This window comes from Klebsiella spallanzanii, assembly GCF_902158555.1.
GTDB lineage: Bacteria > Pseudomonadota > Gammaproteobacteria > Enterobacterales > Enterobacteriaceae > Klebsiella > Klebsiella spallanzanii.
In genome coordinates this window covers 1-25,399 of sequence record NZ_CABGGS010000045.1, presented here as the reverse complement: position 1 = coordinate 25,399, position 25,399 = coordinate 1, and the positions used below count along the sequence as shown (strand labels likewise).

Sequence of the window (25,399 nt, the reverse complement as noted above, 5' to 3'; positions counted from 1 at the left end):
TTTAGGTAATCAACGATTCCGGCTAACTTGAAGTAATCGCATGGACTCACGAACTGTTGAAAAATATGACTGAAGATAAACGTCTGCTAATGACTTTAAAATCTGAAATCATGATGTGCGTGTTTTGCAATGAGTCATTGTCCTGGAATCATGCCGTATTGGCCATGATGTCTATCCCATTCTTTTCAAATCTTATTTCAAAATTCCTGCATATTTGAATTTTTGTAGTTTTTCTCTCCTAAGTTGCAAGAGAAAATCTCATGGATTGTAGGCTGGATTGCTGTAATTATAATCAATAGTTGGCTGGAACTGATTTGTACTAATTGAGTTGATTGGAAAAAAACAAAACATAACTAGAATATAAACCTATAATATATGATTATTGAAAAACAAAAAACTATATATTAGTTTATTTCTGTTTTTATTTGCTGTAGTGGAGGATTTCTAGTTTCATATGATTCGAAGAGTCGGTCTGCACTGAAAGGAGCGGTGAGATGAAAGTTTAGGTATGAGAAAAGCAAGGAGTGATAGCTTTTATTAAAGCAATCTAGTCGATAAATACGCCATCTTTATATTTTATTCTACGTGGAAAGATTGGCATCATAACATGTAAATTTTATGGGATTTCCTTAACCTTTAAACTGCAATGAGAATATTCTAAAAGATGAAGACAAAAAATTGGTATGGCTTTACAACTTTAATGATTTATTCAATTACATCAATTTTGTTTGTAATAGCCATCAATCTCAATTGATTATATGTTTTGTGATGCTACGGAAGCAACTTTTACCGAAATTCGTTTTTTTTTATAAATATGTAACAAGGTTTTGTCACAAGTAATTTATCTGAGCATGCAGAAACTTTGTGGTATGATGTAAAGAACTGCAAAGATGTTGGAGTGCTATCATCATGATTTTTATTATCGGGGAAGTAATCAAATTCAACTCTGAGGATGGTTCGATAACGCATGATGAAACGCATGAATCAATTGTGCTTACATTAACGGCAAGTCGATTACTTGAGGCCTTATTAAAATCACCGCATGAAATATATTATCGAGATCAGTTATTGAGTCGCGTTTGGGATGACTATGGTTTGCAGGGATCGAATAGTAGTCTCAATCAGTATATTAGTATACTACGTCGTTCGTTAGCCACTTTCGGTTGCGAAAATTTTATTATTACTGTTCCTAAAATGGGATTCAGGTTAAATCCGGACATAGCATTACACTTACCTATCGATTCTTCTCATTGTGAGCAAAAACAAGATAAATTTAAGAAAAAATCACTATTAAGTAAAGGTTTTTTTATATTATTCGCTTTTGTCTCTCTTTTAATATATATTCTTTTTTCTTACTCTGACCATTTAAGAATGAAAGATTCAAATCATTATTCATTGTATTATGATAGATTGGATAACGGTTGTGATGTCGTTTTCATAAAGAACTTAACAAAAGAAAGAAAAGATAAAGCAAAAAAATATATAGAAAAAATTATTTCCGATAATGCCATTATCTGTGGGAGTGATAAGAAAATAATCTTTGATCAAAATGGATTATTCACCTCTGACAGAATGCAGCGTACTTTATTTTCTATATGTATTAAAGATATTAATCAACAGATAGTTTCATGTGATAATGTATACTATCATAACTGGAAACCATTATGAATAAAAAATTGAAGTACGTTGCTAGTTTCTTTTTGATGATTGTTTTGATTCTCTCGGCCACAATATTTCAGAGAAAAAGGAATGAGATAGATAATTTTAAATGTACTAATCAATCCAGATATTATATTTTTAATAACGATGTTGAATATGATTTTTACGTTGTTCAAACACTACAGTTGTATAATGATAATACAGGTTTTATATCTTTTAATGGTAAAGTAATTCGTGAGGGTATAACTCAAAGTGTTAGTCGTAAAATTCTTTTGAATGATGGAAAAAAAATAGATGGTCATACATTTAAGTATCGAAATGGTGGCATCAGAAAATTATCAGTTGATTATGTTGATGATAAAGTATTTCGTCTTTTATTATCTGAGGTAAGCATTGACGATTCAATCATAATATTCGAACGACAGAAAGTTGATAGTAAAGCCTGGCTAATAGGTAACCCAGATGCATGGGTGCTCACTTGTGTGGAATACTGATTTTATAAAATATATAATTAATGGGATCTTAATAATATCTATCAAATATTTAGTATTTTTTGCAAGAGGTATTCGTGTTTTTTCTTGATCGCCAACTCTCATTCCATTGAATGTACAAGTCTAATTGATTTCTTCCTGTCTGTTGATCCTGGTTTAAGACTGTATTAGGTCAATAAAGCATTGGCTTAACTAAGTTAATAACTTTATTCTGTTCTTTTATTCGTCAGGATAGCTGGCATTATTCTTCTTTTCTATACTAAGAAACCTTCTTTAACAAGTACTTCACTATCAGTCCTGACCTGTGGTTTTCTTTTTTAAAGAATGTTTGGCTAAAGATATAGTTGTCTGCCTGTCGATGATCCATTACAGATTGAGATTTTTCTCCTTTTTTAGTTAGGTATCTTTGTGTGCTGAACTTAGGGATGTCAGTCTGTCACGCCTGGTGATCTAAAATTGACTCAAGTAGCCTGATTTTAAATTCAATTAAGAAGTTTTTTAGATTACTAAATTATAATCTTGTGTTTTTTGACTCTACTACTGATTAGAGGGTGTGAGGTTGTTCGTTTATTTTCTGGGTGTATATTTTTAACGCTATTTCATTTTTTACCAAACCTAACTTTAATTATATTTTGTTCTAGATCATATATATTTTATGTCATTGATTTATATGAATATTTATTATTTAATGAATGTTGTTTTCTCCTTAGAAAAGTAACGATATGTAACGGAAAGATTTTTTAAAAATAGCGTTGTAAGTTCATTAAAACAACGTGCTGAGACTATTCCTATTTCATCAGAAAGTATTTATATTTGTTCTATCAGATGCTGACTGATTAACCCTATGTAAAAAATGGTTATCTCTCCACTCATCAAGATAAAATCCTTTATGTGTCAATATTAAAGGATTTTTCTCTGTATTGTTTTTTTGTTTTTCTAAAGTTATTTTTATGTAAGGAAGGTGTATTTGTTGATTTTTAATCTTTTCATTTTTCTTTTGTTTGGGTTTTTATGCTGATTTATTTTAATTTTTGGTTTTTTATTCGTATAAAACATTCCCATTGTGTGGGGGGGAGGGTATTACTAATATGCCGATCCGTTGCCAGGGGTATCAGGAAAAGATATGCAGAATATGCGCCACCATCTGTTGTACGGATATAACTTGAACCGGAGTGTAGAATTCCGGGTGACATCCGGGCTTCTGATAAATATCCGTGATGCCCGCGTAAAAAAATTATCCGACACCAGTGCCCGGTTACTGCGCGTCTTTATTGAAGGGACGCAGAATGGCCTGGTCAGCGATGATGATATTGCCCGGGATGTTTTTGAAAGTGCAGGTCTCAAAAGCTCTTCCTCCCGGATTCGCGGTGTGATCCGTGATCTAAAGGATGCATTCAGAGATTTAGGTTTTCATCCGGACTTTATCAGCCGTCATATCCGACAGGGGTATTATGTGCACTTTGACAAGGTTGAATTTTTAATCGCCCTGGATAATAGCATGGAGTGGCCCCATGATTCTGGTTTTTACACGGAATGTGATGACTGCGGCGGCAATCAGGTCGTTATCCGCAAACTCTGACCACCGGCAGGTATTTGTCTTCGACAACCGGATGGCATTTCTGGTCTGCGCCACAGTGTGCCGCCAGGCAGTTACCATTATTGATACCCTTGACCGGGAAACCTTCAGTGACGTGAAGTGGCTGGTCAATAAAATGGAAGCGCGGGGGCTGGATAATATCCGCTACCTTGCCCGGCATTCTGTTTACAGCGCTTATATTAATGTGCGGCGTTTTATTTTCACCCTGGCGCAGCTTAAACGCATCGTCAGTAAAAAAAAGAAACGACCTGCGGGGCGTAATAACATGCTGCCCGGTGAGGCATTATCTCTGGCTGAGCACATCAGGGAGAGCCTGCAGGATAGTCTGCTCCCGGGCGTGTACACCTTTCTGCTGGCCGACACCCCGGCAGCAGAAGGCGATGCCCGGGAGCGCAAGCGCCGGCTGAATATCCGCTACCGGATACGCCATAAATTAAATCTGGGAAGCCGTCTGGAATATTCGATGCTGCTGTCGCTTATTCAGGCCGGATAAAGAACGGAACACGGTTTACATTCTCCGCGGACTTTACGGCGGAGGCATATTCACGCCGGCATATTTTTCCGGGATCAGTAAAAAGTATTAAGGAATGCCGTCTGCGGTATTCCGGGGTTTTATTCGCGGGGTATTCCGGCGAATAAATTAACATGCCGGCCATTTGCTCCGGCATACATTCAAAAAATGGAGTTTGACTTAATATGAAACACGTTCTTTCCGCTATGACCGTTACCGCCCTGATGCTGTCCTCTTCTGCTGCCCTGGCGGCGTCCACCGGCACCATCACCTTTAACGGTGAGCTGACGGACACCACCTGTGAAGTGGACATCAACGGCCAGGGCTCTGACGCCACCGTGATCCTGCCGACCGTGGGTGTTAACCAGTTGACGCAGAGCGGTGACACTTCCGGCCGTACATCCTTCAACATGAACATCTCGGACTGCGTTATTGGCACCGAAGGTGGCCACTCCAAAGTCTCCACCTTCTTCCAGGCCGGCAACACCGTTGACCTGAGCACCGGTCGTCTGAAGAACATGACCGGCGGCGCCACTAACGTTGACCTGCGCCTGCTGGACGCGTCCAACAGCTATGCCCCGATTAACGCCGGTAACACCGACCAGGTGAACGACACTGCGTATGTTGACATCAGCGCAGACGGTACCGCCTTAGTGCCGTACGCGGTGGAGTACTACGCAAATGCCCAGACCACGCCGGGTACCGTGGTCAGCAGCATCGTTTACAACCTGCAGTACAAGTAAGCCTGACCTCTGCAGTCGGTAAATAAGTCATAAAGGACCACAGGAGGGGCGGGGGACCCGCGCCTCCTGTTATTCAGGAGCACGCCATGACACACGCCATGACCTCTTCATCCTTTTTCCGCACCCTGGCACAGGCGGCCTGCCTCACCGCGGCGGCGCTGTCCTTCCCGGCGGCGGCCAGCGTCATCATCAACGGCACGCGCGTGATTTACAACGGCGCGGAGAAAGAAGTCTCGGTCCGCCTCACCAACACCGGCACGCAGCCCGTGCTGGTCCAGAGCTGGACCGACGAGGGCGACGCGAACGCGACGCCGGACCGGATCCGCACCCCGTTCACCCTGTCGCCGCCGATTAACCGCATCAACGCCGGCAAGGCCCAGACGGTCCGCCTCAGCTACACCGGCGTCCCGGCGCTGCCCCAGGACCGGGAGTCCGTCTACTGGCTCAACGTGCTGGAAGTCCCGGCCGCGAAGCAGGACGAGACCCTGAGCAGGCTGCAGGTCGCCTTCCGCTCCCGCATCAAGCTGTTCTACCGTCCCGCGGCCCTGGCTAACCGGGAGCAGGTCCGGGCAGGGGCCGAAGGCCTGACGTGGACGGTCTCCGGGCAGACCCTGACGGCGTCAAACGCCTCACCCTATTTTGTCTCCCTGGTCTCGGTGTCGCTGAAGGGCGCCGGTAAGGGCGGCTCCGTCGAGGGCGAGATGGTGCCCCCGAAAGGAAAACAGACCTTCACCCTGCCGAAAACCGCCCGGGCGGGCGCGGGCACCGTGCTGGTCTACGAGTATGTGAACGACTGGGGCGCACTCAGAAAAGTCGAATACACCTTATAAATTTGTTCAGCCACCAGGAAGCAATGTTATGCGTTTTCAGTCCGGATATTCATTAATTGCCCTTGCGGTGATGACGGCCATAGCCCTTTCACGGGGAGCGGCGGCCGCGCCGTTATCCCCGTCGTCTGCCGGCGATGACCGGATAACCTTTGACCCCATTTTTCTGAATACCTCCGGTGCTGACAAAATCGACTTATCCCGGTTTGAAAACGGCGGCTCGGCGACGCCGGGCACCTGGTCGACGGACATCTTTGTCAACGGCATCTCCGTGGCCCGGGAAAAGGTCCTGTTTAAAGAACAGGCGGACAAAAAGGTCCGTCCGTGCATCACGCCTGAGCTGATTAAGCAGCTCAACTTCAATTTTGACCGGCTGCCGGCGGGCTTCACCGCCGCGCTGCGGGAGAACCGGGCGTGCTATGACCTGGAGGCGATGCTGCCGGACGTCAGCGTGGTCTATGACTCCTCGTCCCAGCGCCTGGATGTTGATATTCCCCAGGCCCTGCTGCGCAACACCGCCCGGGGGTACGTGAGCCCGGCGCTGTGGGACACCGGTATCCCGGCGGCGATGCTGGGGTACAACGCCAGCACCTACACCACCCGCTCGCACGGCCGGGACTTCACCTCCTCCTATGTCGGGCTCAACGGCGGCGTGAACGTCGGGGGCTGGTACTTCCGCCACGACGGGAACTACACCTGGCAGCAGGGGGACGGGGGAAAGTACCAGTCGGTCAACAACTACGTGCAGCGTGACATCACCTCCATCCTCGGGCGGGTCCTGGTGGGGGAGACCTCCACCGGCGGCCAGCTGTTCGACACCCTGCCGTTCCGCGGGGTGGCGCTGGTCAGCGACGACCGGATGCTGCCGCAGTCCCGCCGGGGGTATGCGCCGGAAATCCGCGGTATCGCGCGGACCAATGCCCGGGTGACGGTGCGCCAGAACGCGCGGACCATCTATGAGACCACGGTGCCGCCGGGGGCCTTCGTCATCGAGGATCTGTACCCGACCGGGTACGGCGGCAACCTGGACGTCACGGTGACGGAAGCGGACGGCAGCGTGCAGACCTTCCAGGTGCCCTTTGCCTCGGTGACGCAGCTCCTGCGCCCGGGGGCGCACCGCTATAACGTGGTGGCGGGGCGGCTGAACGACCCGAGCCTGTCCATTAACCCGACGCTGTACCAGGCGACGTACCAGCGGGGGCTGTCGAACATCCTCACCGGGTACGCGGGTATCCAGGGGAGCGGGGCCAGCTACTACGCGATACAGCTGGGGATGGCCATCAGTACGGCCATCGGGGCGTTCTCGGCGGACGTGACGCAGGCGCGGGTGCACCTGCAGACCGCGGAGAAGACGGCGAACAGCGGGCAGAGCTTCCAGGTGAGCTACAGCAAGTTCCTGCCGGAGACCAACAGTAACCTGACCATCGCGGCATACCGCTTCTCGACGTCAGGGTATTACGACTACCAGACGGCGATGCGTGCCATCGACGAGGAAACCCGCGGGGGCGTGGCGTCGAATATCTGGCGGCCGAAGAACCGGCTGAACGTGACCATGAACCAGGGGCTGCCGGCGGGCTGGGGCCAGGTGTACGTGACCGGCTACACCCAGGACTACTGGAACAACAGCAAGTCGGATATCCAGTACCAGATGGGGTACAGCAACAGCCTGGGGCGGATGAACTACAACCTGAGTGCAGGACGCGTGAGGAACAGCGGCGGGAAGATGGAGAACAACTTCCTGCTGAACATCACCACCCCGCTGGGCGGGTATGACCAGAAACATGTGCCGATGCTGACGGCAAGCCTGAACAAAAGCGGCAGCGGGCGCATGGGTGAGCAGGTGGGCGTGTCGGGGTCGTACGGAGCGGACAACCAGTTCAACTACGGGATGACGGCGGCGAACTACAACCAGGGCACCGGGAGCAGCATGACGGCGAACGGGGGATGGCGGACGCCTTACACCCACCTGACGGCGAGCTACGGGGCGGGTAAACACTACCAGAGCGCGAGCGTGGCGGCGAGCGGGACGGCGATAGCGTGGCAGAACGGGGTGGTGGCGACACCGTACACGGGTGACACGTTCGCGGTGGTGGAAGCGAAGGATGCGAAAGGGGCGAAGGTGGGCGGCTACCCGGGCCTGAAGGTGGACGGGTTCGGGCACGCGGCAGTGCCGAACCTGACGCCGTATGAGATGAACGAAGTGACGATAGATCCGAAAGGGCTGTCGCAGGAGATAGAGCTGAGCAACACCACGGAGAAGGTGGCGCCTCACTGGGGGGCGGTGAGCCGGGTGGTGTTCGGGACGCGTAAGGGCTTCCCGCTGCTGGTCAGCGCGAAGAATGCGAAAGGCGAGCCGCTGCCGTTCGGGGCGGAGGTGCTGGACGCGTCAGGCGCGGTAGTGGGCAACGTGGGGCAGATGGGACAAATCTATGCGCTGACGGAAGCGGCGGCGGGGGTGCTGACGGTGAAGTGGGGCAGCCAGAAAAGCGAGCAGTGCAGCATCAGCTACCAGGTGAAGGACGAGAAGCAGAGCGGGTTCCGCAAGCTGTCGGCGGTGTGCCGGTGACGGGGGGTAAGGTGGAGGTGCGTATCCTCACGGCGAACCGGTACCTGGCGCAAGGGCTGCAGTCGTTAATCGGGGGATGCCCGGAGCTGAGCGGGATGCTGAGCACGAAGGCGGCGACGGACACTACGGGGCTCCGGCTGGCCCTGGTGGATGTGGACGGGATACTGGCCGGGAAAGCGGACTGGCAGCGGATATCGGAGGGGATGGCGGAATCGGATGTGTGCGTGTTCATGTCGCTGCGGGGCATGCGGGTGCAGGGACTGCCGTGGCTGTCGGTGGACACGCCGGTGGCGGTGCTGAGGCGGGCGCTGGCGTCCACGGTGCGTTACGGGCTGAGCCGGCGGGAGGGGCTGAGCCGGTCGGCACTGCTGGCGCCGCTGTCACAGGCTGAGCGGGAGGTGTTCCTGTTCCTGCTGTGCGGTTATGAGCTGACAGAGATACACGAGTCCGTCGGGGTGAGCCGGAAAACGATGTACTCCATCAAGTCGAAAATCCTGCGCAGGCTGGGTCTGGAGAGCACGCGTGAGCTGTGTGCGGTGTTGCGGTTGTGTGAGTTCGCGGAGTTCCATGAGCACAGCGTGTACCAGAGTGCGGACCGGGGGGGGCGGGCGGTAAGTGCGGGAGAGTACGCGTCACTGGCCGGGCGGGCGGGGTGAGGCGGATATCTTCCGTCCCCGGAAACAGAAGTCGTTGTCCCGTGAGCGGAAAGCACGTTCCGTCCACGGGTTTTAAACAGAGACAGAGGTTGAACAATGAAACAGATAATGCGCATGGCGGAGCGGAGCGGGCGGCGGATGAAGGGGGGGCTGAGCCTGCTTGCGGCACTGGCGGGACTGCTGGCCGCTCAGGTTCAGGCGGTGACTCCGACCTGCGAGCTGGCTCCTATTTTTACTGAGACCGTCTCTATCCCTGTCGTTGGTCCGGGATTATCCACCGCAGGTGAGGATGCTCCTGTCGGAACGGTTCTGTATAAGGGCCAGTATAGCGGGATGTCAAATAAAACCACGAAGTATAGTTGTGGTGGCGGCGAGAACGAAGTAACAGACGTGGATTTTATAATGACGATACTGACTAAAGCTGAGGTCGTGACAACGCCTTCAGGCGCTGCCATTACATCAGGTGGAAAGGATATATTTCCAACAAATGTGGAAGGGATTGGCGCCATTTTTTACTTCAGCGCATACACTGCGACACAGTGGTCGCAGTTCCCTGCGAGCAGGTCAGTCAGCACCTCAGTTACTGCAGGCAGTTTGGGCATTGTGGGCCTCAGCAACGCTATATTTAATGGCGTAACCGTTGAGCTGGTAAAAACGGGCCCGATTGCCTCAGGCACCCATCAGGTGCTGGGGTCATCATTTCCTGTCTTTCAGTTTTCGGTAGATGCAACAGGCCCGGATTCATTTTCTAATGTCTTTTTCATTGTTAATTTCACCGGGGCCACGACGATGTACACGAAAACATGCCAGCTCGCCAGCTCAAATATTGACGTCTATCTGGGTAGACATGACATCAGTAGCTTTGACGGGGCAGGAGCAACATCAGACTGGCAGGATTTTGATATCACCCTGAAGGACTGCCCGCCCTTCTATGGTTACGGTAATTACAGGCTGTCAGCGAGTACTGGAAACCTGACAGACTCCAGCTCAGCGAACAGCGTGGCGCTCTCTTTCAACAGCGTCAATGGAGTAGTCGACGGTAATCCTGCGATAGCCAGCCTGGACAGCAGCGATGACGCCGCCACCGGGGTCGGGATTGAACTGTCCCGGCGGGACGTCTCCGGGAACATTCCTCTGGACGGCACAGGCGGATTTGAGCTGGATAACCTGACCACTGATGACAATGCCACTTACGTTATTCCCCTGAAGGCGAGATATGTCCAGACAGAATCAAATGTGACCGCCGGGATTGCCAATGGCGCGGTTGTCTTCACTATCGTTTACCAGTGAGCCATGATTTAGCCGCTGCACGGTGATACCGACGTGCAGCGTGGCCGTTTTTTCCGGATGATACGGATTTGATTATGCACAACAGAACGTTCTTTCATGCTGCGGCGATGCTGGCGCTGTCTTTGTTTTCTGCCGTGCCCGCGCAGGCGGGGATTGTGATTACCGGAACGCGTGTCATTTACCCTGCCGGAGAGCAGGAGGTGACCGTTAAAATTGATAATGACGGCGAAAGGCCAGTTCTGGTGCAGAGCTGGATAGATGAAGGTGACGCAAACGCCTCTCCCGAAACAGCCAGCGTCCCTTTTACCCTCACCCCGCCGGTCAGCCGAATCAATAAGGGTAAAGGTCAGATGCTGCGCCTGATTTACACCGGGGCAACCTTACCCGCAGATAAGGAATCCCTGTTCTGGCTGAATGTCCTGGAAATCCCCGCAACCAGTCAGGAGAAACAGAATAAACTGAAGATGGCTTTTCGCTCGCGGCTGAAAATCTTCTACCGCCCCGCAGGATTACCGGGGAGTGCAAATGAAGCCGGGCAGTCAGTCACCTGGAAAAAAGTCCCGGGCGGCATCGAGGGAACCAATCCCACACCGTATTTCGTCTCGATGGCGAACGTGACCGGGGATAAGGAAGGAAAGGTGGTGGTCGCGAAGGGCGGAATGATTGAGCCCCGGGGCCGGATATTTTTCCCGGGGAAGAAAAAACTGTCGGTAATTTACCCTTCCTATATTGATGACTACGGCGGGATTAAGCAGGTCTCTCAGCCGGTCAGTTGATACACCAGGCAGAGCGTTTCATGCTCTGCCTGGAAAGACAGCCCGTCAGTGGCGTATCTGCGCCAGGTCTTCTTCGCTCAGGCCGGTCATTTTCATGACGGTACTGCGGTCAATACCGTTCTGCAGCATAGTCCGGGCAATTTTCAAAGTAGCCTGCCGTTCACCCTCTGAGCGACCTTTTTCAATTCCACGCTGTTTACCGAGCTGAATCCCCTTCTCGATGCCCTTCTGTTCAAGCTGCTGTGCGATGGTCATAAGTGCGTCCCCGTGTTGCGGCACACGCAGTGCCAGTTCGCGTACAAAGGCTTCGGCGTCCGCTGTTTCGCCTGCCTGCACGATATAGTGTACCAGCGAAATCACCTGGGATGAAGACAGATATCCGGCCAGCAGAATGGGCGCCAGCCGGTCAACCAGCTCTGCCAGATCCCGCTGATGGATGTGTTTCTGCAGCAAGGTGAGGGCGGCCATACTGCGATGACCGGCGATATCATCATCCGGAATGACGGTCACATCAACCAGCGGAAAGGCGCTGCTGTAGAGTGTGCCAGCCAGACAGGGGTCGTCGAATTCATCCAGCCAGCGGGTGGAGTAGGGATAGGGGCTGCGCTTACCGGTATAGAACAGGACCGGTATCACCAGGGGCAGTTTTTTATGCCCGGCTTCAAGATGGCGCTGCATGGCGACCACGGCATAGCGTATCAGGCGAAAAGCCATATGCTTATTATGGGCTATTGCGTCAGACTCATCCCCGCACAACACGTAAAAGCTTTTGTCCGTAGCCAGAAAAATGATGCCAATGATGCGTTGGCAATTTGTGAGACAGCATTTCGCCCAGGTATTCACTTTGTTTCTGTAAAAACCACAGAACAGCAGGATATCAAGGCGCTTCGGAATACACGTCAACTGATGGTTGAGCAGAGAACGGCGCTGGCCAACCAGCTTCGTTCTCTGCTCGCTGAATATGGTTTCACTATTCCTGTCGGGATCCTGCGTCTCCAGCAACAGCTACCGGAGCTGATTGAAGATGCCTCAACCAGTTACAGAAAGAAAGCGATACCCTTACCGGTCGGGTGGATGACCCGGCCGTGCAGCGCCCGCTGCGGCAGACCCGTACCCGCAAACCGACTATTATCAGCCGACTGAGCACCATCCTTGAAAATAATAATTTACCTCTGTATCTCAGTAAGTTATTGCAGAAACTACAGCAACATTACCATTATCTTCTTGAGAAAATAAAGGATCTGGAAGCTCAGCTAAAGAAAAAGTTAAACGAGGATGAAGTTGGACAACGTTTACTAACCATTCCCTGTGTGGGAACGCTGACGGCCAGTACTATTTCCACTGAGTTTGGCGATGGGAAACACTGCGCCGCCGTGATTTCGCAGCGGCAACGGGATTGGTTCCACGTCAGTACAGCACCGGTGGTCGAACAACGCTGTTGGGGAGCAGCAAACGAGGCAACAAAAAGATCCGAACATTGCTGGTCCAGTGCGCGAGAGTTTTCATACAAAAACTGGAACACCAGAAAGGCAAACTGGCGGACTGGGTCAGGGGATTACTGTGCAGAAAAAGCAACTTTGTTGTGACCTGCGCACTGGCAAACAAGCTGGCCAGGATAGCCTAGGCGCTTACGATGCGACAACAGACGTTTGCGTCGTAAGTCTCTACAACAATAAATTGTTTAAACAATCACTTATCTGGTTTTGCGAATACTGATCATTGATGATACAAACGGCCGACCGGCCTGTTGAAGAACCTGTATATCGGAATGGCTCATCTGAAGCCGTATAATTTTTCTGAGGTTCATCAGGCGCGGAACTCATCGTGGCGTGATTCAGACGCCGGATAGATTTAAGCAAGCCAATGATATCGTCGAAAATCAGTGTTGCAAAAACGGGAGTGACCATAGATTCGATATCCAAACTGACCCTTTATGGGCGCATCAGAAAAACCTCCGGCTATGCCGGAGGATATTTATTACTCGTTACGACGCCTTTTCGTTCTCCTGCTGCTCAGCGGCTTCAAATTCACGGTACCAGCGCGGATGATGTTTCTTCGCCCAGCGGCGGCTGACCTTACCTTCAATCATTCCGCTAATCGATCCTTTCACCCAGAACGCCATATAAATATGAATCAGAATGGCGTGGACCAGCACGATCGCTGCCGTCGCATGAACCAATAAACTCCAACGAACCACCACAATCGGGAAATAGTGGGCAAAGTATGGCCGCCAGATAATGATGCCGGTGGCCAGCAGAACAAAGATCAGGCTCATGATGCTCCAAAACATCATTTTCTGACCGGCATTATATTTGCCAACATCCGCCACTTTATGCTCGTTGCCCTTCAGCACTTCAACAATCCCTTTGATCCAGGGGAGGTCTTGTTTATCGGGAATATTGTGGTGCACGAAACGGACGAACATAAGCATCAACACGACGAAAATCATCACCCCGAAAAACGGATGTAAAATCCGCCCCATCTGCGGCGTGCCGAAGGTTTCGGTCAGCCATTGCAGCGTCGGGAAGAACAGCGCAATCCCCGAAAGCGACACCAGGAAAAAGCTGATCACCACAGTCCAGTGGCAGGCTCGGTCGATAAATTTGGTGCGTAAAATCATCTTGCTCTTACTCATGACCGTTTTCCTCTTCGTCATCATCATCCGTCTCTTTGTTTGGCCCCACGCCCACGTAGTGGTAAATCAGCCCGGCAAAGGTGACGATAAATCCGGCCGCGGAGAGCGGCTTGAGAATGCCTTTCCACAGATTTACCGGCGCGGCGATTTTCGGATCGTCCGGTAAATTGTGGTACAGCGAAGGCTGGTCCGCGTGGCGCAGCACGTACATCACGTGCGTCCCGCCGACGCCTTCAGGGTTGTAAACTCCCGCGTTAGCATAGCCGTTTTTTTTCAACTGCATAACGCGGTTTTCGGCGACGTTGAGCATCTCCTTTTTAGTGCCAAACTGGATGGCCCCGGTCGGGCAGGTTTTCACGCAGGCCGGTTCCTGGCCGACGCTAACGCGATCGACGCACAGCGTGCATTTGTAGACGCGATTGTCTTCAGGATTGAGGCGCGGAATGTTGAATGGGCAGCCGGCAATGCAGTAGCCGCAGCCAATGCAGTGTTCGGACTGGAAATCCACGATTCCGTTGGCGTATTGGATAATCGCCCCGGCGGACGGGCAGGCTTTCAGGCAGCCCGGGTCAGCGCAGTGCATACAACCGTCTTTGCGAATCAACCATTCCAGCTTGTCATTCTGGATGATTTCACTAAAACGCATCACCGTCCAGGCTTTGGCGCTGAGATCTGTGGGGTTATCGTACACGCCGTGGCAGTAGCCCACCTCATCGCGAATATCGTTCCACTCGGAACAGGCCACCTGACAGCCCTTACAACCGATGCAGGTGGTCACGTCGATAAGTTTTGCCACTTCGGCACGGTAGTCGCGCGCCTGCGGCGGCGGCGTCATGCCGTTGGTCGCCGAACGCTTGATAATATCTTGTGATTGCATAGCCATGAGTTCTCTCCCTTATGCCCGCTCAACATTAACCAGAAATGCTTTGTATTCCGGCGTTTGTGAGTTGGCATCGCCGACCGACGGCGTCAGCGTGTTGGCAAGAAAACCCTTGCGCGTTGCCCCTTCAAAGCCCCAGTGACAAGGGATGCCTATGGTATCAACCTGCTTACCGTCAATGGTCAGTGTTTGCAGGCGTTTGGTGACCACCGCTTTGGCTTTGATAAAGCCGCGCTTCGACATCACTTTCACCGTATCGCCTGCCGCAATCCCTTTTTTGCTCGCCAGCGCTTCGCCGATTTCGATGAACTGGTCAGGCTGCGCAATCGCATTCAGCAACGCATGTTTGGTCCAGTGGCGGAACAGTTCGGTAATCGAGTAGGTCGTCGCGACGTAGGGGAAATCATCCGCTTTGCCCATGTTGGCGATATCGTCATGGTAAATACGGGCAACCGGGCTGGAGACAACTGCCGGATGCAGCGGATTGGTGCCGATCGGCGATTCAATCGGTTCGTAATGTTCCGGGAACGGCCCGTCGTTCATTTTGTCGATGGAGAACAGCCGCGCCACCCCTTCCTGGTTCATGATGAATGGCCCGATGTTACTGCCCGGCGCAGCCTGACCGTAGTCGGCGACATCCATGCCCCCCCATTTCTGACCGTTCCAGTGCAGCAACGCGCGCTTAGCATCCCACGGTTTTCCCGCCGGGTCAGCGGACGCGCGGTTATAGAGAATGCGGCGGTTTGCCGGCCAGGACCACGCCCAGCCTGGCGTACAGCCAAGGCCATACGGATCGCTATTATCGCGATTGGCCATCTGGTTGCCCTGCTCCGTCCAGCTACCGCAGTACACCCAGCAGAAACTGCTGGTCGAACCGTCATCACGAAGTTCGGCAAAGCTGCTGAGCTGCTGACCTTTTTTGGCGATAAGTTGCCCTTTATTATCATAAAGATCCGCCAGAGCCATTCCGTTCGCCTCGCAGGCAACTTCTTCAGGCTGCGGAGCGTACGGATCTTTATAGTCCCAGCTCATGTTCAGCAGCGGTTCGGGGTTAGCTCCGCCCTCCTGCTGATACAGTTCACGCAGGCGCATGTACAGGCGGCCAAGAATTTTGGCATCGTGCAGCGCTTCTCCCGGCGGTTCGGCGGCAGCCCAGTGCCACTGCAACCAGCGCCCGGAGTTGGCAATTGAACCATCTTCTTCAGCAAAGCAGGATGACGGCAGGCGGAAGATTTCAGTCTGGATATCTTCCGGTTTCACGTCGTTCATTTCGCCATGATGCTGCCAGAAGTTTGAAGATTCGGTCGCCAGTGGGTCGATGACCACCATGTACTTCAGTTTTGCCAGCGCGCGCGAGGATTTGTTTTTATCCGGGAACGCCGCCAGCGGGTTGAAGCCCTGCACGATGTAACCGTTAATTTTTCCTTCCAGCATCAGCTCGGCCTGGGTCATCACATCGTACAGACGGTCCCATTTCGGCAGCCAGTCGTAGCCCCAATGATTTTCCGCTGTGGCGTGGTCACCCCAGAAACTTTTCATCATGCTGACGAAGAATTTTGGCGTATTTTGCCAGTAGTTCACTTCGTTTACGCCAAGCGATGGCGGGGTGATTTGGGAGATATAGGTCTGGTAGTCAGGCTGTTTTTCAGAAGGCAGCGGCATATAGCCGGGGAGATTGGTCGATAGCAAGCCAAGGTCGGTATAGCCCTGAATATTCGAGTGGCCACGCAGCGCATTCACGCCGCCGCCCGCCATACCGATATTGCCCAACAGCAGCTGGAGCATCGCGGCGGCGCGGATAATCTGTGCCCCGGCGGAGTGGTGCGTCCAGCCCAGCGCATAGAGAATGGTCGCGGTGCGGTCAGGCACACAGGTGCTGGCGAGGATGTCGCAGATGCGTTTGAAATCTGCCACCGAGGTGCCGCACAGGCGGTTAACCATTTCCGGCGTGTAGCGTTCGACGTGGGTTTTTAACAGATTCCACACGCATCGCGGGTGACTTAAGGTTTCATCACGCAGCGCGTTGCCCTGTTCATCCAGCTGATAGTACCAGCTTGATTTATCATACTGGTGTTTTTTCGCGTCGTAGCCGCTGAACAGGCCGTCGTTAAACTGATAGTCATCGCGAATAATCAGGCTGGCATTGGTGTAGTGGCGCACATATTCGTGCTGCACACAGTCATTTTCCAACAAGTAGCGAATCACACCGAGCAGGAATGCGGTGTCGGAGCCTGCGCGGATTGGTGCATAGAGATCAGCCACCGCGGCGCTGCGGTTAAAACGTGGGTCAACCACCACCACGGTGGCGTCATTTTTGGTTTGTGCTTCAATCACCCACTTGAAGCCCACCGGATGTGCTTCCGCCGCGTTGCCTCCCATGATCAGCACAACGTTGGCGTTTTTGATATCCACCCAGTTGTTGGTCATTGCGCCGCGGCCGAAGGTTGGTGCCAGCGCCGAAACGGTCGGCCCGTGGCACAGCCGCGCCTGGCAGTCGATGGCCACCATCCCCAGGCTGCGGGTAAATTTACCGTCAAGAATCCCGGTTTCATTACTGGCGGCAGAGGAACAGAGCATGCCGGTCGTGGTCCAGCGGTTGACGGTCACCCCTTCGGCGTTCTTCTCAATAAAGTTCGCGTCGCGGTCATCTTTCATTAACCGTGCAATCCGATTAATCGCCTCGTTCCAGCTAATACGCTGCCATTTATCCGAACCCGGCGCACGGTATTCGGGATACTGCAGACGGTTTTCGCTGTGAATATAATCCAGTACGCCAGCACCTTTCGGGCACAGTGAACCGCGACTCACCGGATGATCCGGATCGCCTTCAATATGATAAATACTTTCTTTGACGTTTTTGGCGTTATCGCCAAGGCTGTACATCAGCATGCCACAGCCTACAGAGCAGTAGGTACAGTTATTACGCGTCTCTTTTGCTTTTAACAGTTTGTATTGACGGGTTTCCGCATGAACGGAAAAAGATGATAAAAATCCGAGAGATGCAACAGTGGTTCCTGCCATACCGCCCGCGCAGATTCGAAAGAACTGCCTCCGGCTGAGCTCCATGTATCCTCCAGCTTAAACTTAAGACATGAAAAGGTATGGCGATTATAAGGTTATTTCCGGCGGGAAACCATTACTCTTATATGGTTATTGATAGAGCTCAATAATGAGAATATTGCTGACATCAGATAAATTGATCGTAATTGAGACGAACAGTTTAATTGCAGGCGAAGGAGCCTCTTACTGATTTAGGGTATCGTAAGTACAGCCAATTTCGGGGGCAATGGAGAGAAGAGTTTCCCGTTCGGATTTGTATTCACAGCAGTGCCCCAGAACCATTCTGATGGCTCGTTCACGCAGTTCAGGTGAGTATCTGCCTTGGATGTTCAGAAAGATGACTGCAGGTATTCAGAAAAAGCGCAGCTATTGCATCGGTAGTGCCACGGTGCAGGAAGTGATCGCCGACCACGGCAATGCACGGAAACAGTTCAAGCGTTCCCGGTTGCGCTGGCGCGTCAGTGGTGGTGTTCGCCGCTCGCTGGGCTGGGTGCCGTTTAAATCGCGGGCTGCACAATGGCAGAACGGCTGCGTTAAGTTTGCCGGGCACTACTTTAAGGTCTGGGATAGCTACGGCCTGGCGGGCTTTAAATTCCGCGCAGGCAGCTTTTCCGAAGATAGTAGGGGCCGTTGGTACTTCAATATCTGCGTAGAGGTCGAAACCGTCCCGACCGCTGGCACAACTGCCGTGGGAGTTGATCTGGGGTTGAAGGACTACGCCAGAAAAGCTGGTTGCAGGACGTTTCTATCGTGATCTGGAGCCAGCATGAGGTAAGGCGCAGCGTGCAAGCAAAAAAAACCGTGTACGCGCCATCCACGCCAAAATTAAGAACCGCCGCAAAGATGTCCTGCATAAATACAGCACGGCACTGGTAAACAGCCATGCGGCAATATACGTGGGTGACGTGAGCAGCAGCAAATTAGCCAAAACAAAAATGGCTAAAAGCGAGTTAGACGCTGGCTGGGCGATGCTCAAAACACAACTGGAATATAAAGTGATTGCGCGGTCAGTGGTGTTTGAAGTGGTCAACGAAAGGTATTCCACCCAGGCGTGTTCGTGTTGCGGATCAATATCCGATAACAGTCCGAAAGGTAGAGCAGACCTGCGAATAAGAGAATGGACTTGTTGTTAGTGCGGAACAACTCATGACCGCGACGTAAACGCCGCAAAGAATATTCTCGCGGCAGGACATTGCCGTCTAAATAGCTGCGCGGAATAGTAGATCACTTTGAGGGAACTCAGCCCGGATTGTGCGATCTGATCAATCGCCAAAAAGAAACAAATCACTAACCGGACTGAGCGATGCCGATCATAGCACCTATACCACGTACCGAACGACGCCTGATGCAGAAAACTATTCATAAAACGCGTGATAAAAATCATGCCCGCAGGCTGACCGCCATGCTGATGTTGCATCGGGGCGAGCGCGTCAGTGACGTTGCCAGAACGCTCTGCTGCGCCCGTTCATCTGTTGGACGCTGGATTAACTGGTTCACTCTCTCGGGTGTTGAAGGCCTGAAATCGTTACCCGCAGGCCGTTCCCGGCGCTGGCCCTTTGAGCATATCTGCACGTTGTTACGTGAACTGATAAAGCATTCACCCGTCGATTTTGGTTATCAGCGTTCTCGCTGGAGCACAGAGCTGTTGGCAGTTAAAATCAAAGACATAACCGGATGCACGCTACATGCCGGCACTGTTCGCCGCTGGTTGCCATTAGCGGGGCTGGTCTGGCGCAGGACTGCACCGACCCTGCGTATCCGTGACCCGTATAAAGATGAAAAGATGGCAGCCATCCGCAAAGCGCTGAATGAGTGCAGCATAGAGCACCCGGTATTTTATGAAGACGAAGTCGATATCCATCTCAATCCTAAAATCGGTGCGGACTGGCAGGTTCGTGGGCAGCAAAAACGTATCGTTACGCCGGGTCAAAATGAAAAATATTATCTGGCCGGTGCGCTGCACAGCGGAACGGGCAAAGTCAGCTACGTTGGGGGCAGCAGCAAAAGTTCCGACTTATTTATTAGTCTGTTGAAGCGCCTGAAATCGACGTACAAACGGGCGAAAACTGTCACACTCATCGTGGACAACTACATTATTCATAAAAGTCAGGAAACACAGCGCTGGCTGAAAGAAAATCCGAAGTTCAGGGTGATTTATCAGCCGGTTTACTCGCCATGGGTGAATCACGTTGAGCGGCTATGGCAGGCGCTTCAAGATAGGATAACGCGTAATCATCAGTGCCGCTCAATGTGGCAACTGCTGAAAAAGGTTCGTCATTTTATGGAAACCGTAAGCCCCTTCCCCGGAGGTCAACATGGGCTGGGAAAAGTGTAGCGGTATTTGGCGCAGCTATTTAGGGGGCTATCGTAAATACTTTAAATTTAGCGGGCGTTCAGGGCGAAAAGAGTTTGGAGTGTTCTTCGTTATAACTCAGGTTATCGGTGCAATACTTGTTGCCTTAGTTTTTGAGCTTGGATTCCCCCCCATAATTACAACAATATTTGCAGTGTATGTTTTTTTTTACTGTAATTCCAGCTATAGCTGTTAAAGTTAGACGACTACATGATTTAAACTTATCAGGATGGTGGTACTTCGGTTGTTTAATTTATGGCAATGTAACAACCGGAATAATTGTAAAGCAAATCGAATCTGTTAATAACATCGCCGGATTGATAATGCTATGCATTGTCGGAATATTGATAGTGTATGCCGTTGATCTTTATCTAATTTTTACCAAGGGTACTTCGGGTGTTAATCGATTCGATGTAGATAAAAAAACTAATAAGCTGTCCCCATGGGAGTGATTTTATTATCTATCTTACTAAAAGTTCTGTTGTATCTGAATAGTATCGGAGCCATCAAGGCAAGTAAAAACGATAGTTATTGCTCTTTCCACACAAGATTATTTACATAAACAGTCGCAATTTAGTCATTTTTTGCCTCTAACTGCGTGCCACAGTCATCTCGGCGGCGTCAGTCCGGAGGCCTTCGAACAGGCCACGTCGTGAGGACAGGAAATGTCTACTGTCGCGGGGTCAGTCCACGTTGAGCATTATCTAGTGGTCGCGATGCACCTTACGGCCCGTTGAATCACGTCCCATGACTTACTTCATAATATCCTTTGTAATCAATACTCTGCTTTACAATTGCATGTTCCACTCTGGCGACTTTTTATTGCCACAGCCGTCATGGCTATTCTTTTCTGATCTGGCTTATCTCCATTTTCCCGAATATGAACGTAAACGTGACGGACTGTGAGTGGATGCATAATCTGCACGAAAAATATTACGAGACATGAAGTAATCTATTTCTGCCTGAGCGCTGAATTAACGAAAGAGTATCCTTTGTGTTTGGGTAGGCTATAACGATTTTTCGATGGGAACGTAAAGAATCGTGACGGGAATTGGTTCACGTCTTGAACGGCCTTAACTGGTAATTATTTACCAGCCTGAAGGTTCAATATGACCAGATTAGAAATCATCCGAGCTATCGCCGTGGATAAACGCGATGGGATAGGCATAATCCAAGGAAGCGGCCATTGTGGTGAGTCAAAAAAGAAATGACGTGTGGTAAATACACGTTCTTCGTTTCATGGCAACATCCCCTTGATTTCTGCCAACGAAGGAGATCGCTATGCGTAAATCCCGTTTTACTAAGCATCAAATCATCACTGTAATTAAGTTGGTTGAAGCCGGACGTACCGTTAAAGATGTCTGCCGGGAGGCCGCTATTTCTGAAGCCACCCACTACAGTTTCAAAAAATTCATAGAACTAAAACAGGTCTATTTATATTAACTCATGGTATTTTCTTTTGATACTCAGAGATAATTGACCCAATCTTCCTGCACCAAGCCTGACACTCGCGTAAACTCCCACGTAGTTCGACTCTATCGCGCCACAATTCTTACCTTACAAGCTTAATCAGTTCCGCTGTTAGAAACAGCGGAACTGATTGTATCAATATTCCTATCTGAATCAGAGTAGATACGCGATTGTAAGTTATTGGGCAATGTTCATAGAAGACTCCAAAAGTATCAAGTTGCAGTTGAAGACTATCGAGAGCCAGCTTAGTTCGATGTTCATGAACACCTCTTTGCTTTCAGAGTCGGGTTTTCGGACCAAAAGATAAAATATCACTCAGAGCAACAAACTCATCGAATACTCATTTCTTCTTTGGCTATTTTAGTTTAAAAGTTATTGATATTAAGCTTTCAGGTTCAACTCCATCCGGAATGTTTTTATATAGCACTCCAGCTTTTCCATACAAGCTGACTATTCCTCCGCGACCGCCTTTTGAAATTATTTTTTCGAGCAGAGGGTCTTTCACTTGTTCTAGCTTGATTTTCGTATTCATTGTATTAAGAATGGGTTTGCCATCCATTTTTTTCTCTATCATATCGAACGTAATCACACTGTCCTTAACATACTTATCCGATGTTGATTTTTCAGTAACGAGAAAAGATCCATTTGACAGAACTTCATATGGTTTTTTCTTTATATATTTTAATATTTTCTTTGCATACTCGCTATTAACACTTTGTACAACTCTATCAACTTCTAGGACATTTTCCATGATTTTATCTTTTTTCATTCTCAAAGAATTATAATATGCATCATTAACACCTGAGATCATCATAGAAGGAGTAAGATCAATATTGCTTTTTTTAATTTTTTCAAACTCTTTATTTATCATGTCATAATAGAAAACCCCTAAAGAATATGATTTCCTTCCTTTGATTGTTTTTAATTCTTCATTTTTTGCATTTTCTGTTAATTCATCTTGTTTACGCAGAGCCGTCAGCGCGGAGGTGGCTTCAGCAAGCTGCTTACGTGCCGCATCGGCTTCGGCAGTCAGACGGGTATTCTGCTGGCTGAGCGTGGCCAGGTCGTTCTGCTGCTTGGTGGCCGACTGTTCACCTTCTTTGCGCAGCGCGGCCAGCGCGGAGGTGGCTTCAGCAAGCTGCTTACGTGCCGCATCGGCTTCGGCAGTCAGACGGGTATTCTGCTGGCTGAGCGTGGCCAGGTCGTTCTGCTGCTTGGTGGCCGACTGTTCACCTTCTTTGCGCAGCGCGGCCAGCGCGGAGGTGGCTTCAGCAAGCTGCTTACGTGCCGCATCGGCTTCGGCAGTCAGACGGGTATTCTGCTGGCTGAGCGTGGCCAGGTCGTTCTGCTGCTTGGTGGCCGACTGTTCACCTTCTTTGCGCAGCGCGGCCAGCGCGGAGGTGGCTTCAGCAAGCTGCTTACGTGCCGCATCGGCTTCGGCAGTCAGACGGGTATTCTGCTGGCTGAGTGTGGCCAGGTCGTTCTGCTGCTTGGTGGCCGACTGTTCACCTTCTTTGCGCAGGACAGATTGTACAGAATTTGCCTCATTTAGTCGTTTGTTAAGCAAAGAATTTTCTAATATGAGTTTTTCCTTTTCGGCAGTAAGGGCTGCTATAGTGTTATTGAGATTAGTCGGGTTTGTAGGCTTATCTTTTAACTTTATCTCATTGTATGCGCCTAGAAGTTTTTCATACTTTAACTGAAGGTTTTCATTTTTTTTCTCCAGTTTAGCTTTAAACTCTATATTATTTTCTTCTGAATTATTTAAACTGGCTTTAGTTTCCGCATGAAACTTGTTTGAATCTAAGCCTTGCAGGTTAATATTTTTCATCGCATTGATAAATTCATTTTCTTCTGACGCTGCACTGGCATTTAATGCAATGATGAAAAGCAGTAAGCTTAGATTTAAACTCTTACTTTTTAACATATGTTACTATACACCTTTTGATTTATTGTTTTCAGGTATTTTAATAATATTGCGCTGGAACTCTTCTATCAACAATGTAGATATGCCATTGCATATCTCATTCAATTTAAAATCAAAGAAAGGTGTGATAGTAGAAGTAACATTAGCTGACGAATCATCTGCTACAGACGCATAAAATTTCGCGTTATTAACAAGCGCATATAACTCTCTAGTATTTTTTTCGTACTTTACATCCAACTGAGATAGAGTTTTTGCATCAGTGAGGCATCGTTGGAATTTCAACATTTTTGGGGGTTGAATATCACTCACTGTGGTTTTTTTTTTCATTTGCTTAGAACATCCTTGCATGACAAACATCATTAAAACAATAAAAATGACAGGCATGATTTTCAATCTACTCACCTCAAATCAAGTAAAACCTCAAAGAAAATAGATTAATACTATAAAGACAACCTCTCCTGTTAACAATGCTGGACTGTAAACGCAACGTTCATCAAAAAAAATAAAATTATCTTTTAATTCATATTGTTACTATAATGATTTTGTTGAAACCCACCCTCAACAACCCAATAAATAGGATTATTCGATGCTTTGTAACTAAGTTTTAAGGTTTGCACTTCAGAAATCCTTCCAGCAAAAAAACAAACTAACAAATAATTTATATATTTTTAACATGATTATTAAGACCTACCAATCCAATAAAGTGATATATATGAGCATTAATTAATCCATTTTGAACTCACGATTGAGGCTCGATTCATTCATGATTAATGGCAAATTCTTAAAAAGATAAAGTGCCTAGTGACGTCGTAGGTTAGCAATGATACTATCTGTTCCTTAATTTAAAAGGAATGAAATGGAAAACACGTTAAATAAAAAACTGATTCTACTGGCATTAACGTTTAGTGGACGTACAGTGCGTAAGGAGTTTGTTTTTAATAAAAACACGCCTCTATTTTTATTTTTCGACATCACATTCATTCTATTGACCCTCAGGGATTATCGTTACCGCAATCAAATTTTATTAAAACCTTAGTGTTAGTTATACTTCCCCCATTATGACAATAATAAGTTCATAAGCAATGGTCGGAAAGAGTTGGCTGATTAGAATTAGAATGTCAATAAAATTTAATAACAGCACTAAAATCCCATAAAATCTGATGCGTAAAGTTGGTTAATTAAGGGAAATTATAACTCAATCAGGCGAGCACAGTTTTAAGCTTGAACTAACATTTAAAAATAAATAGACAATCGATCTTAAAGTAAGAACGATCTCTAAGTTTGGACAATCTCAGATTGAATCTAAGGATATTTAATGGTTAAGTTTACAGCAAAAGTTGCGCTCTTGGTTCTATGTGCAACTCCGGCTTTAGCTAATCTCAAAAATCTTGAAGTAATGTGCGGCGAATACAATATTAGAATATATCCTAATGCTATTTTTTTTGAATGAAGAAAAAATGGATAATTCATCCCACCAAGCTGATACTAAAAAAGTAATAACTTATACTTTTGAAGCTTATGATGAGATGATGGGAAAGTATCTAACACGTTTCATATTGAAGGTTCCATCCAAAAGTAACGCGATACTTCTACATCAATTACAGGACACTGATGGTAATTTGCTAAGCACGGTTTCATGGGAGGAATGTGAAAAATTTCGGTCTTTCAACGGTAAGGCGCCGGAAAAATTATCTAATCTTGAAAAACTACAGGCGGTTTCTAATCCAGAAATTTCAACCACGTTGTGAGGTTGCACATGTAAGTATCCCGGCAAAACGAACCATTCACTTTTAGAGATCTTCCGACATACTGATAATGTCCCCTGAGGAGATCGCTATGCGTAAGATCCGATTCACTGAACACCAGATCATCGCCGTTCTGAAGTCCGTCGAAGCCGGACGTACCGTCAAGGATGTGTGCCGTGAGGCCGCTATTTCGGAAGCCAGCTATTACAACTG

General features: G+C 49.0%; 22 protein-coding genes and 6 pseudogenes. 21 read left to right on the top strand and 7 right to left on the bottom strand.

Annotated elements, in window-relative coordinates:
- The first annotated feature begins 909 nt into the window (after positions 1-909).
- The 10 genes from FN082_RS24740 (at position 910) to FN082_RS24695 (ending at position 11,116) form a co-directional block, all read left to right on the top strand.
- Entirely contained in the window at positions 910-1,668 is a 759-nt protein-coding gene (locus FN082_RS24740; RefSeq protein WP_142982563.1) for a winged helix-turn-helix domain-containing protein, read from the top strand.
- Positions 1,665-2,153 (top strand): hypothetical protein, encoded by a 489-nt coding sequence (locus tag FN082_RS24735; RefSeq protein WP_235892154.1) that lies wholly within the window; start codon positions 1,665-1,667, stop codon positions 2,151-2,153. The genes FN082_RS24740 and FN082_RS24735 overlap by 4 nt, the downstream gene beginning before the upstream one ends.
- Before the next feature lie 1,120 nt (positions 2,154-3,273).
- Positions 3,274-3,729 (top strand): hypothetical protein, encoded by a 456-nt coding sequence (locus FN082_RS24730; RefSeq protein ID WP_142982562.1) that lies wholly within the window; start codon positions 3,274-3,276, stop codon positions 3,727-3,729.
- Positions 3,662-4,240: a hypothetical protein gene (locus FN082_RS24725; RefSeq protein WP_185932158.1), complete on the top strand. Its 579-nt coding sequence runs from the start codon at positions 3,662-3,664 to the stop codon at positions 4,238-4,240. Before FN082_RS24730 ends, FN082_RS24725 begins: the two co-directional genes overlap by 68 nt.
- A 203-nt stretch (positions 4,241-4,443) precedes the next feature.
- Positions 4,444-5,001, top strand: a complete 558-nt coding sequence (locus FN082_RS24720) for a fimbrial protein (protein ID WP_142982560.1) — start codon at positions 4,444-4,446, stop codon at positions 4,999-5,001.
- Positions 5,002-5,087: 86 nt separating this feature from the next.
- Positions 5,088-5,831, top strand: coding sequence for a fimbrial biogenesis chaperone (locus tag FN082_RS24715; RefSeq protein ID WP_235892153.1), 744 nt, complete (start codon positions 5,088-5,090; stop codon positions 5,829-5,831).
- A gap of 28 nt (positions 5,832-5,859) precedes the next feature.
- On the top strand, positions 5,860-8,394 hold the full coding sequence (locus FN082_RS24710) for a fimbria/pilus outer membrane usher protein (RefSeq protein WP_142982559.1): 2,535 nt from the start codon (positions 5,860-5,862) through the stop codon (positions 8,392-8,394).
- A gap of 95 nt (positions 8,395-8,489) precedes the next feature.
- Positions 8,490-9,050 carry a helix-turn-helix transcriptional regulator gene (locus tag FN082_RS24705; RefSeq protein WP_142982558.1) on the top strand — a complete coding sequence of 187 codons (561 nt, stop codon included), beginning with the start codon at positions 8,490-8,492 and terminating at the stop codon, positions 9,048-9,050.
- 96 nt (positions 9,051-9,146) lie between these two features.
- Entirely contained in the window at positions 9,147-10,340 is a 1,194-nt protein-coding gene (locus tag FN082_RS24700) for a fimbrial protein (RefSeq protein ID WP_142982557.1), read from the top strand.
- A gap of 74 nt (positions 10,341-10,414) precedes the next feature.
- The gene (locus FN082_RS24695) at positions 10,415-11,116 is read left to right on the top strand and encodes a fimbrial biogenesis chaperone (protein ID WP_235892152.1); all 702 of its coding nucleotides are present in this window, start codon (positions 10,415-10,417) and stop codon (positions 11,114-11,116) included.
- A 45-nt stretch (positions 11,117-11,161) separates the two neighbouring features.
- Here FN082_RS24695 and FN082_RS24690 read toward each other — a convergent pair.
- Positions 11,162-11,839 (bottom strand): annotated as a pseudogene (locus FN082_RS24690) (Rpn family recombination-promoting nuclease/putative transposase); the annotation flags it as partial.
- Positions 11,840-11,842: 3 nt separating this feature from the next.
- Here FN082_RS24690 and FN082_RS24685 point away from each other — a divergent pair.
- The 3 pseudogenes from FN082_RS24685 to FN082_RS24680 form a co-directional block, all read left to right on the top strand.
- Positions 11,843-12,145: pseudogene (locus FN082_RS24685) on the top strand (IS110 family transposase); the annotation flags it as partial.
- A pseudogene (locus FN082_RS30280) lies at positions 12,145-12,240 on the top strand (hypothetical protein); the annotation flags it as partial. The pseudogenes FN082_RS24685 and FN082_RS30280, both read left to right, overlap by 1 nt.
- Positions 12,241-12,740: pseudogene (locus FN082_RS24680) on the top strand (transposase); the annotation flags it as partial.
- A 360-nt stretch (positions 12,741-13,100) separates the two neighbouring features.
- Here FN082_RS24680 and fdnI read toward each other — a convergent pair.
- The 3 genes from fdnI to fdnG are packed head-to-tail and all read right to left on the bottom strand — an operon-like array spanning position 13,101 to position 17,697.
- Entirely contained in the window at positions 13,101-13,751 is a 651-nt protein-coding gene (fdnI, locus tag FN082_RS24670) for a formate dehydrogenase-N subunit gamma (protein ID WP_142982554.1), read from the bottom strand.
- Complete coding sequence (gene fdxH, locus FN082_RS24665; protein ID WP_142982553.1) at positions 13,744-14,634, bottom strand: formate dehydrogenase subunit beta; 891 nt, start codon at positions 14,632-14,634, stop codon at positions 13,744-13,746. Before fdxH ends, fdnI begins: the two co-directional genes overlap by 8 nt.
- A gap of 12 nt (positions 14,635-14,646) precedes the next feature.
- Positions 14,647-17,697 (bottom strand): formate dehydrogenase-N subunit alpha, encoded by a 3,051-nt coding sequence (gene fdnG / locus FN082_RS24660; RefSeq protein ID WP_142982552.1) that lies wholly within the window; start codon positions 17,695-17,697, stop codon positions 14,647-14,649.
- A gap of 331 nt (positions 17,698-18,028) precedes the next feature.
- On the opposite strand from fdnG, the gene FN082_RS30275 reads away from it, so the two are divergent.
- The 4 genes from FN082_RS30275 to FN082_RS30515 all read left to right on the top strand — a co-directional run bounded on the left by FN082_RS30275 (position 18,029) and on the right by FN082_RS30515 (position 20,496).
- A complete protein-coding gene (locus FN082_RS30275) occupies positions 18,029-18,445 on the top strand; it encodes a hypothetical protein (RefSeq protein WP_235892151.1) in 417 nt (138 codons plus the stop codon).
- A gap of 58 nt (positions 18,446-18,503) precedes the next feature.
- Entirely contained in the window at positions 18,504-18,824 is a 321-nt protein-coding gene (locus FN082_RS30405; protein ID WP_328592367.1) for a transposase, read from the top strand.
- A 170-nt stretch (positions 18,825-18,994) separates the two neighbouring features.
- Positions 18,995-20,026, top strand: coding sequence for an IS630 family transposase (locus FN082_RS24650; RefSeq protein WP_142982551.1), 1,032 nt, complete (start codon positions 18,995-18,997; stop codon positions 20,024-20,026).
- Between the two features lie 176 nt (positions 20,027-20,202).
- Positions 20,203-20,496, top strand: coding sequence for a DUF805 domain-containing protein (locus FN082_RS30515; RefSeq protein WP_142982550.1), 294 nt, complete (start codon positions 20,203-20,205; stop codon positions 20,494-20,496).
- 286 nt (positions 20,497-20,782) lie between these two features.
- Here the strand turns inward: FN082_RS30515 and FN082_RS30510 are convergent.
- Positions 20,783-20,927 (bottom strand): annotated as a pseudogene (locus FN082_RS30510) (IS110 family transposase); the annotation flags it as partial.
- A gap of 398 nt (positions 20,928-21,325) precedes the next feature.
- On the opposite strand from FN082_RS30510, the pseudogene FN082_RS24640 reads away from it, so the two are divergent.
- Positions 21,326-21,451: pseudogene (locus tag FN082_RS24640) on the top strand (transposase); the annotation flags it as partial.
- A 418-nt stretch (positions 21,452-21,869) separates the two neighbouring features.
- On the opposite strand, the gene FN082_RS24635 reads toward FN082_RS24640, so the two are convergent.
- Together FN082_RS24635 and FN082_RS24630 are read right to left on the bottom strand one after the other, a co-directional pair.
- The gene (locus FN082_RS24635) at positions 21,870-23,441 is read right to left on the bottom strand and encodes a hypothetical protein (protein ID WP_142982549.1); all 1,572 of its coding nucleotides are present in this window, start codon (positions 23,439-23,441) and stop codon (positions 21,870-21,872) included.
- A gap of 6 nt (positions 23,442-23,447) precedes the next feature.
- Positions 23,448-23,834 (bottom strand): hypothetical protein, encoded by a 387-nt coding sequence (locus FN082_RS24630; RefSeq protein WP_142982548.1) that lies wholly within the window; start codon positions 23,832-23,834, stop codon positions 23,448-23,450.
- Between the two features lie 922 nt (positions 23,835-24,756).
- On the opposite strand from FN082_RS24630, the gene FN082_RS30370 reads away from it, so the two are divergent.
- The 3 genes from FN082_RS30370 to FN082_RS24625 form a co-directional block, all read left to right on the top strand.
- Positions 24,757-24,891 (top strand): hypothetical protein, encoded by a 135-nt coding sequence (locus FN082_RS30370; RefSeq protein WP_268887529.1) that lies wholly within the window; start codon positions 24,757-24,759, stop codon positions 24,889-24,891.
- Between the two features lie 7 nt (positions 24,892-24,898).
- Positions 24,899-25,189 (top strand): hypothetical protein, encoded by a 291-nt coding sequence (locus tag FN082_RS30030; RefSeq protein ID WP_185932157.1) that lies wholly within the window; start codon positions 24,899-24,901, stop codon positions 25,187-25,189.
- 88 nt (positions 25,190-25,277) lie between these two features.
- Positions 25,278-25,399, top strand: a 122-nt coding sequence (locus tag FN082_RS24625) for a transposase (RefSeq protein ID WP_142981504.1), incomplete at its 3' end; no start/stop codon positions are given.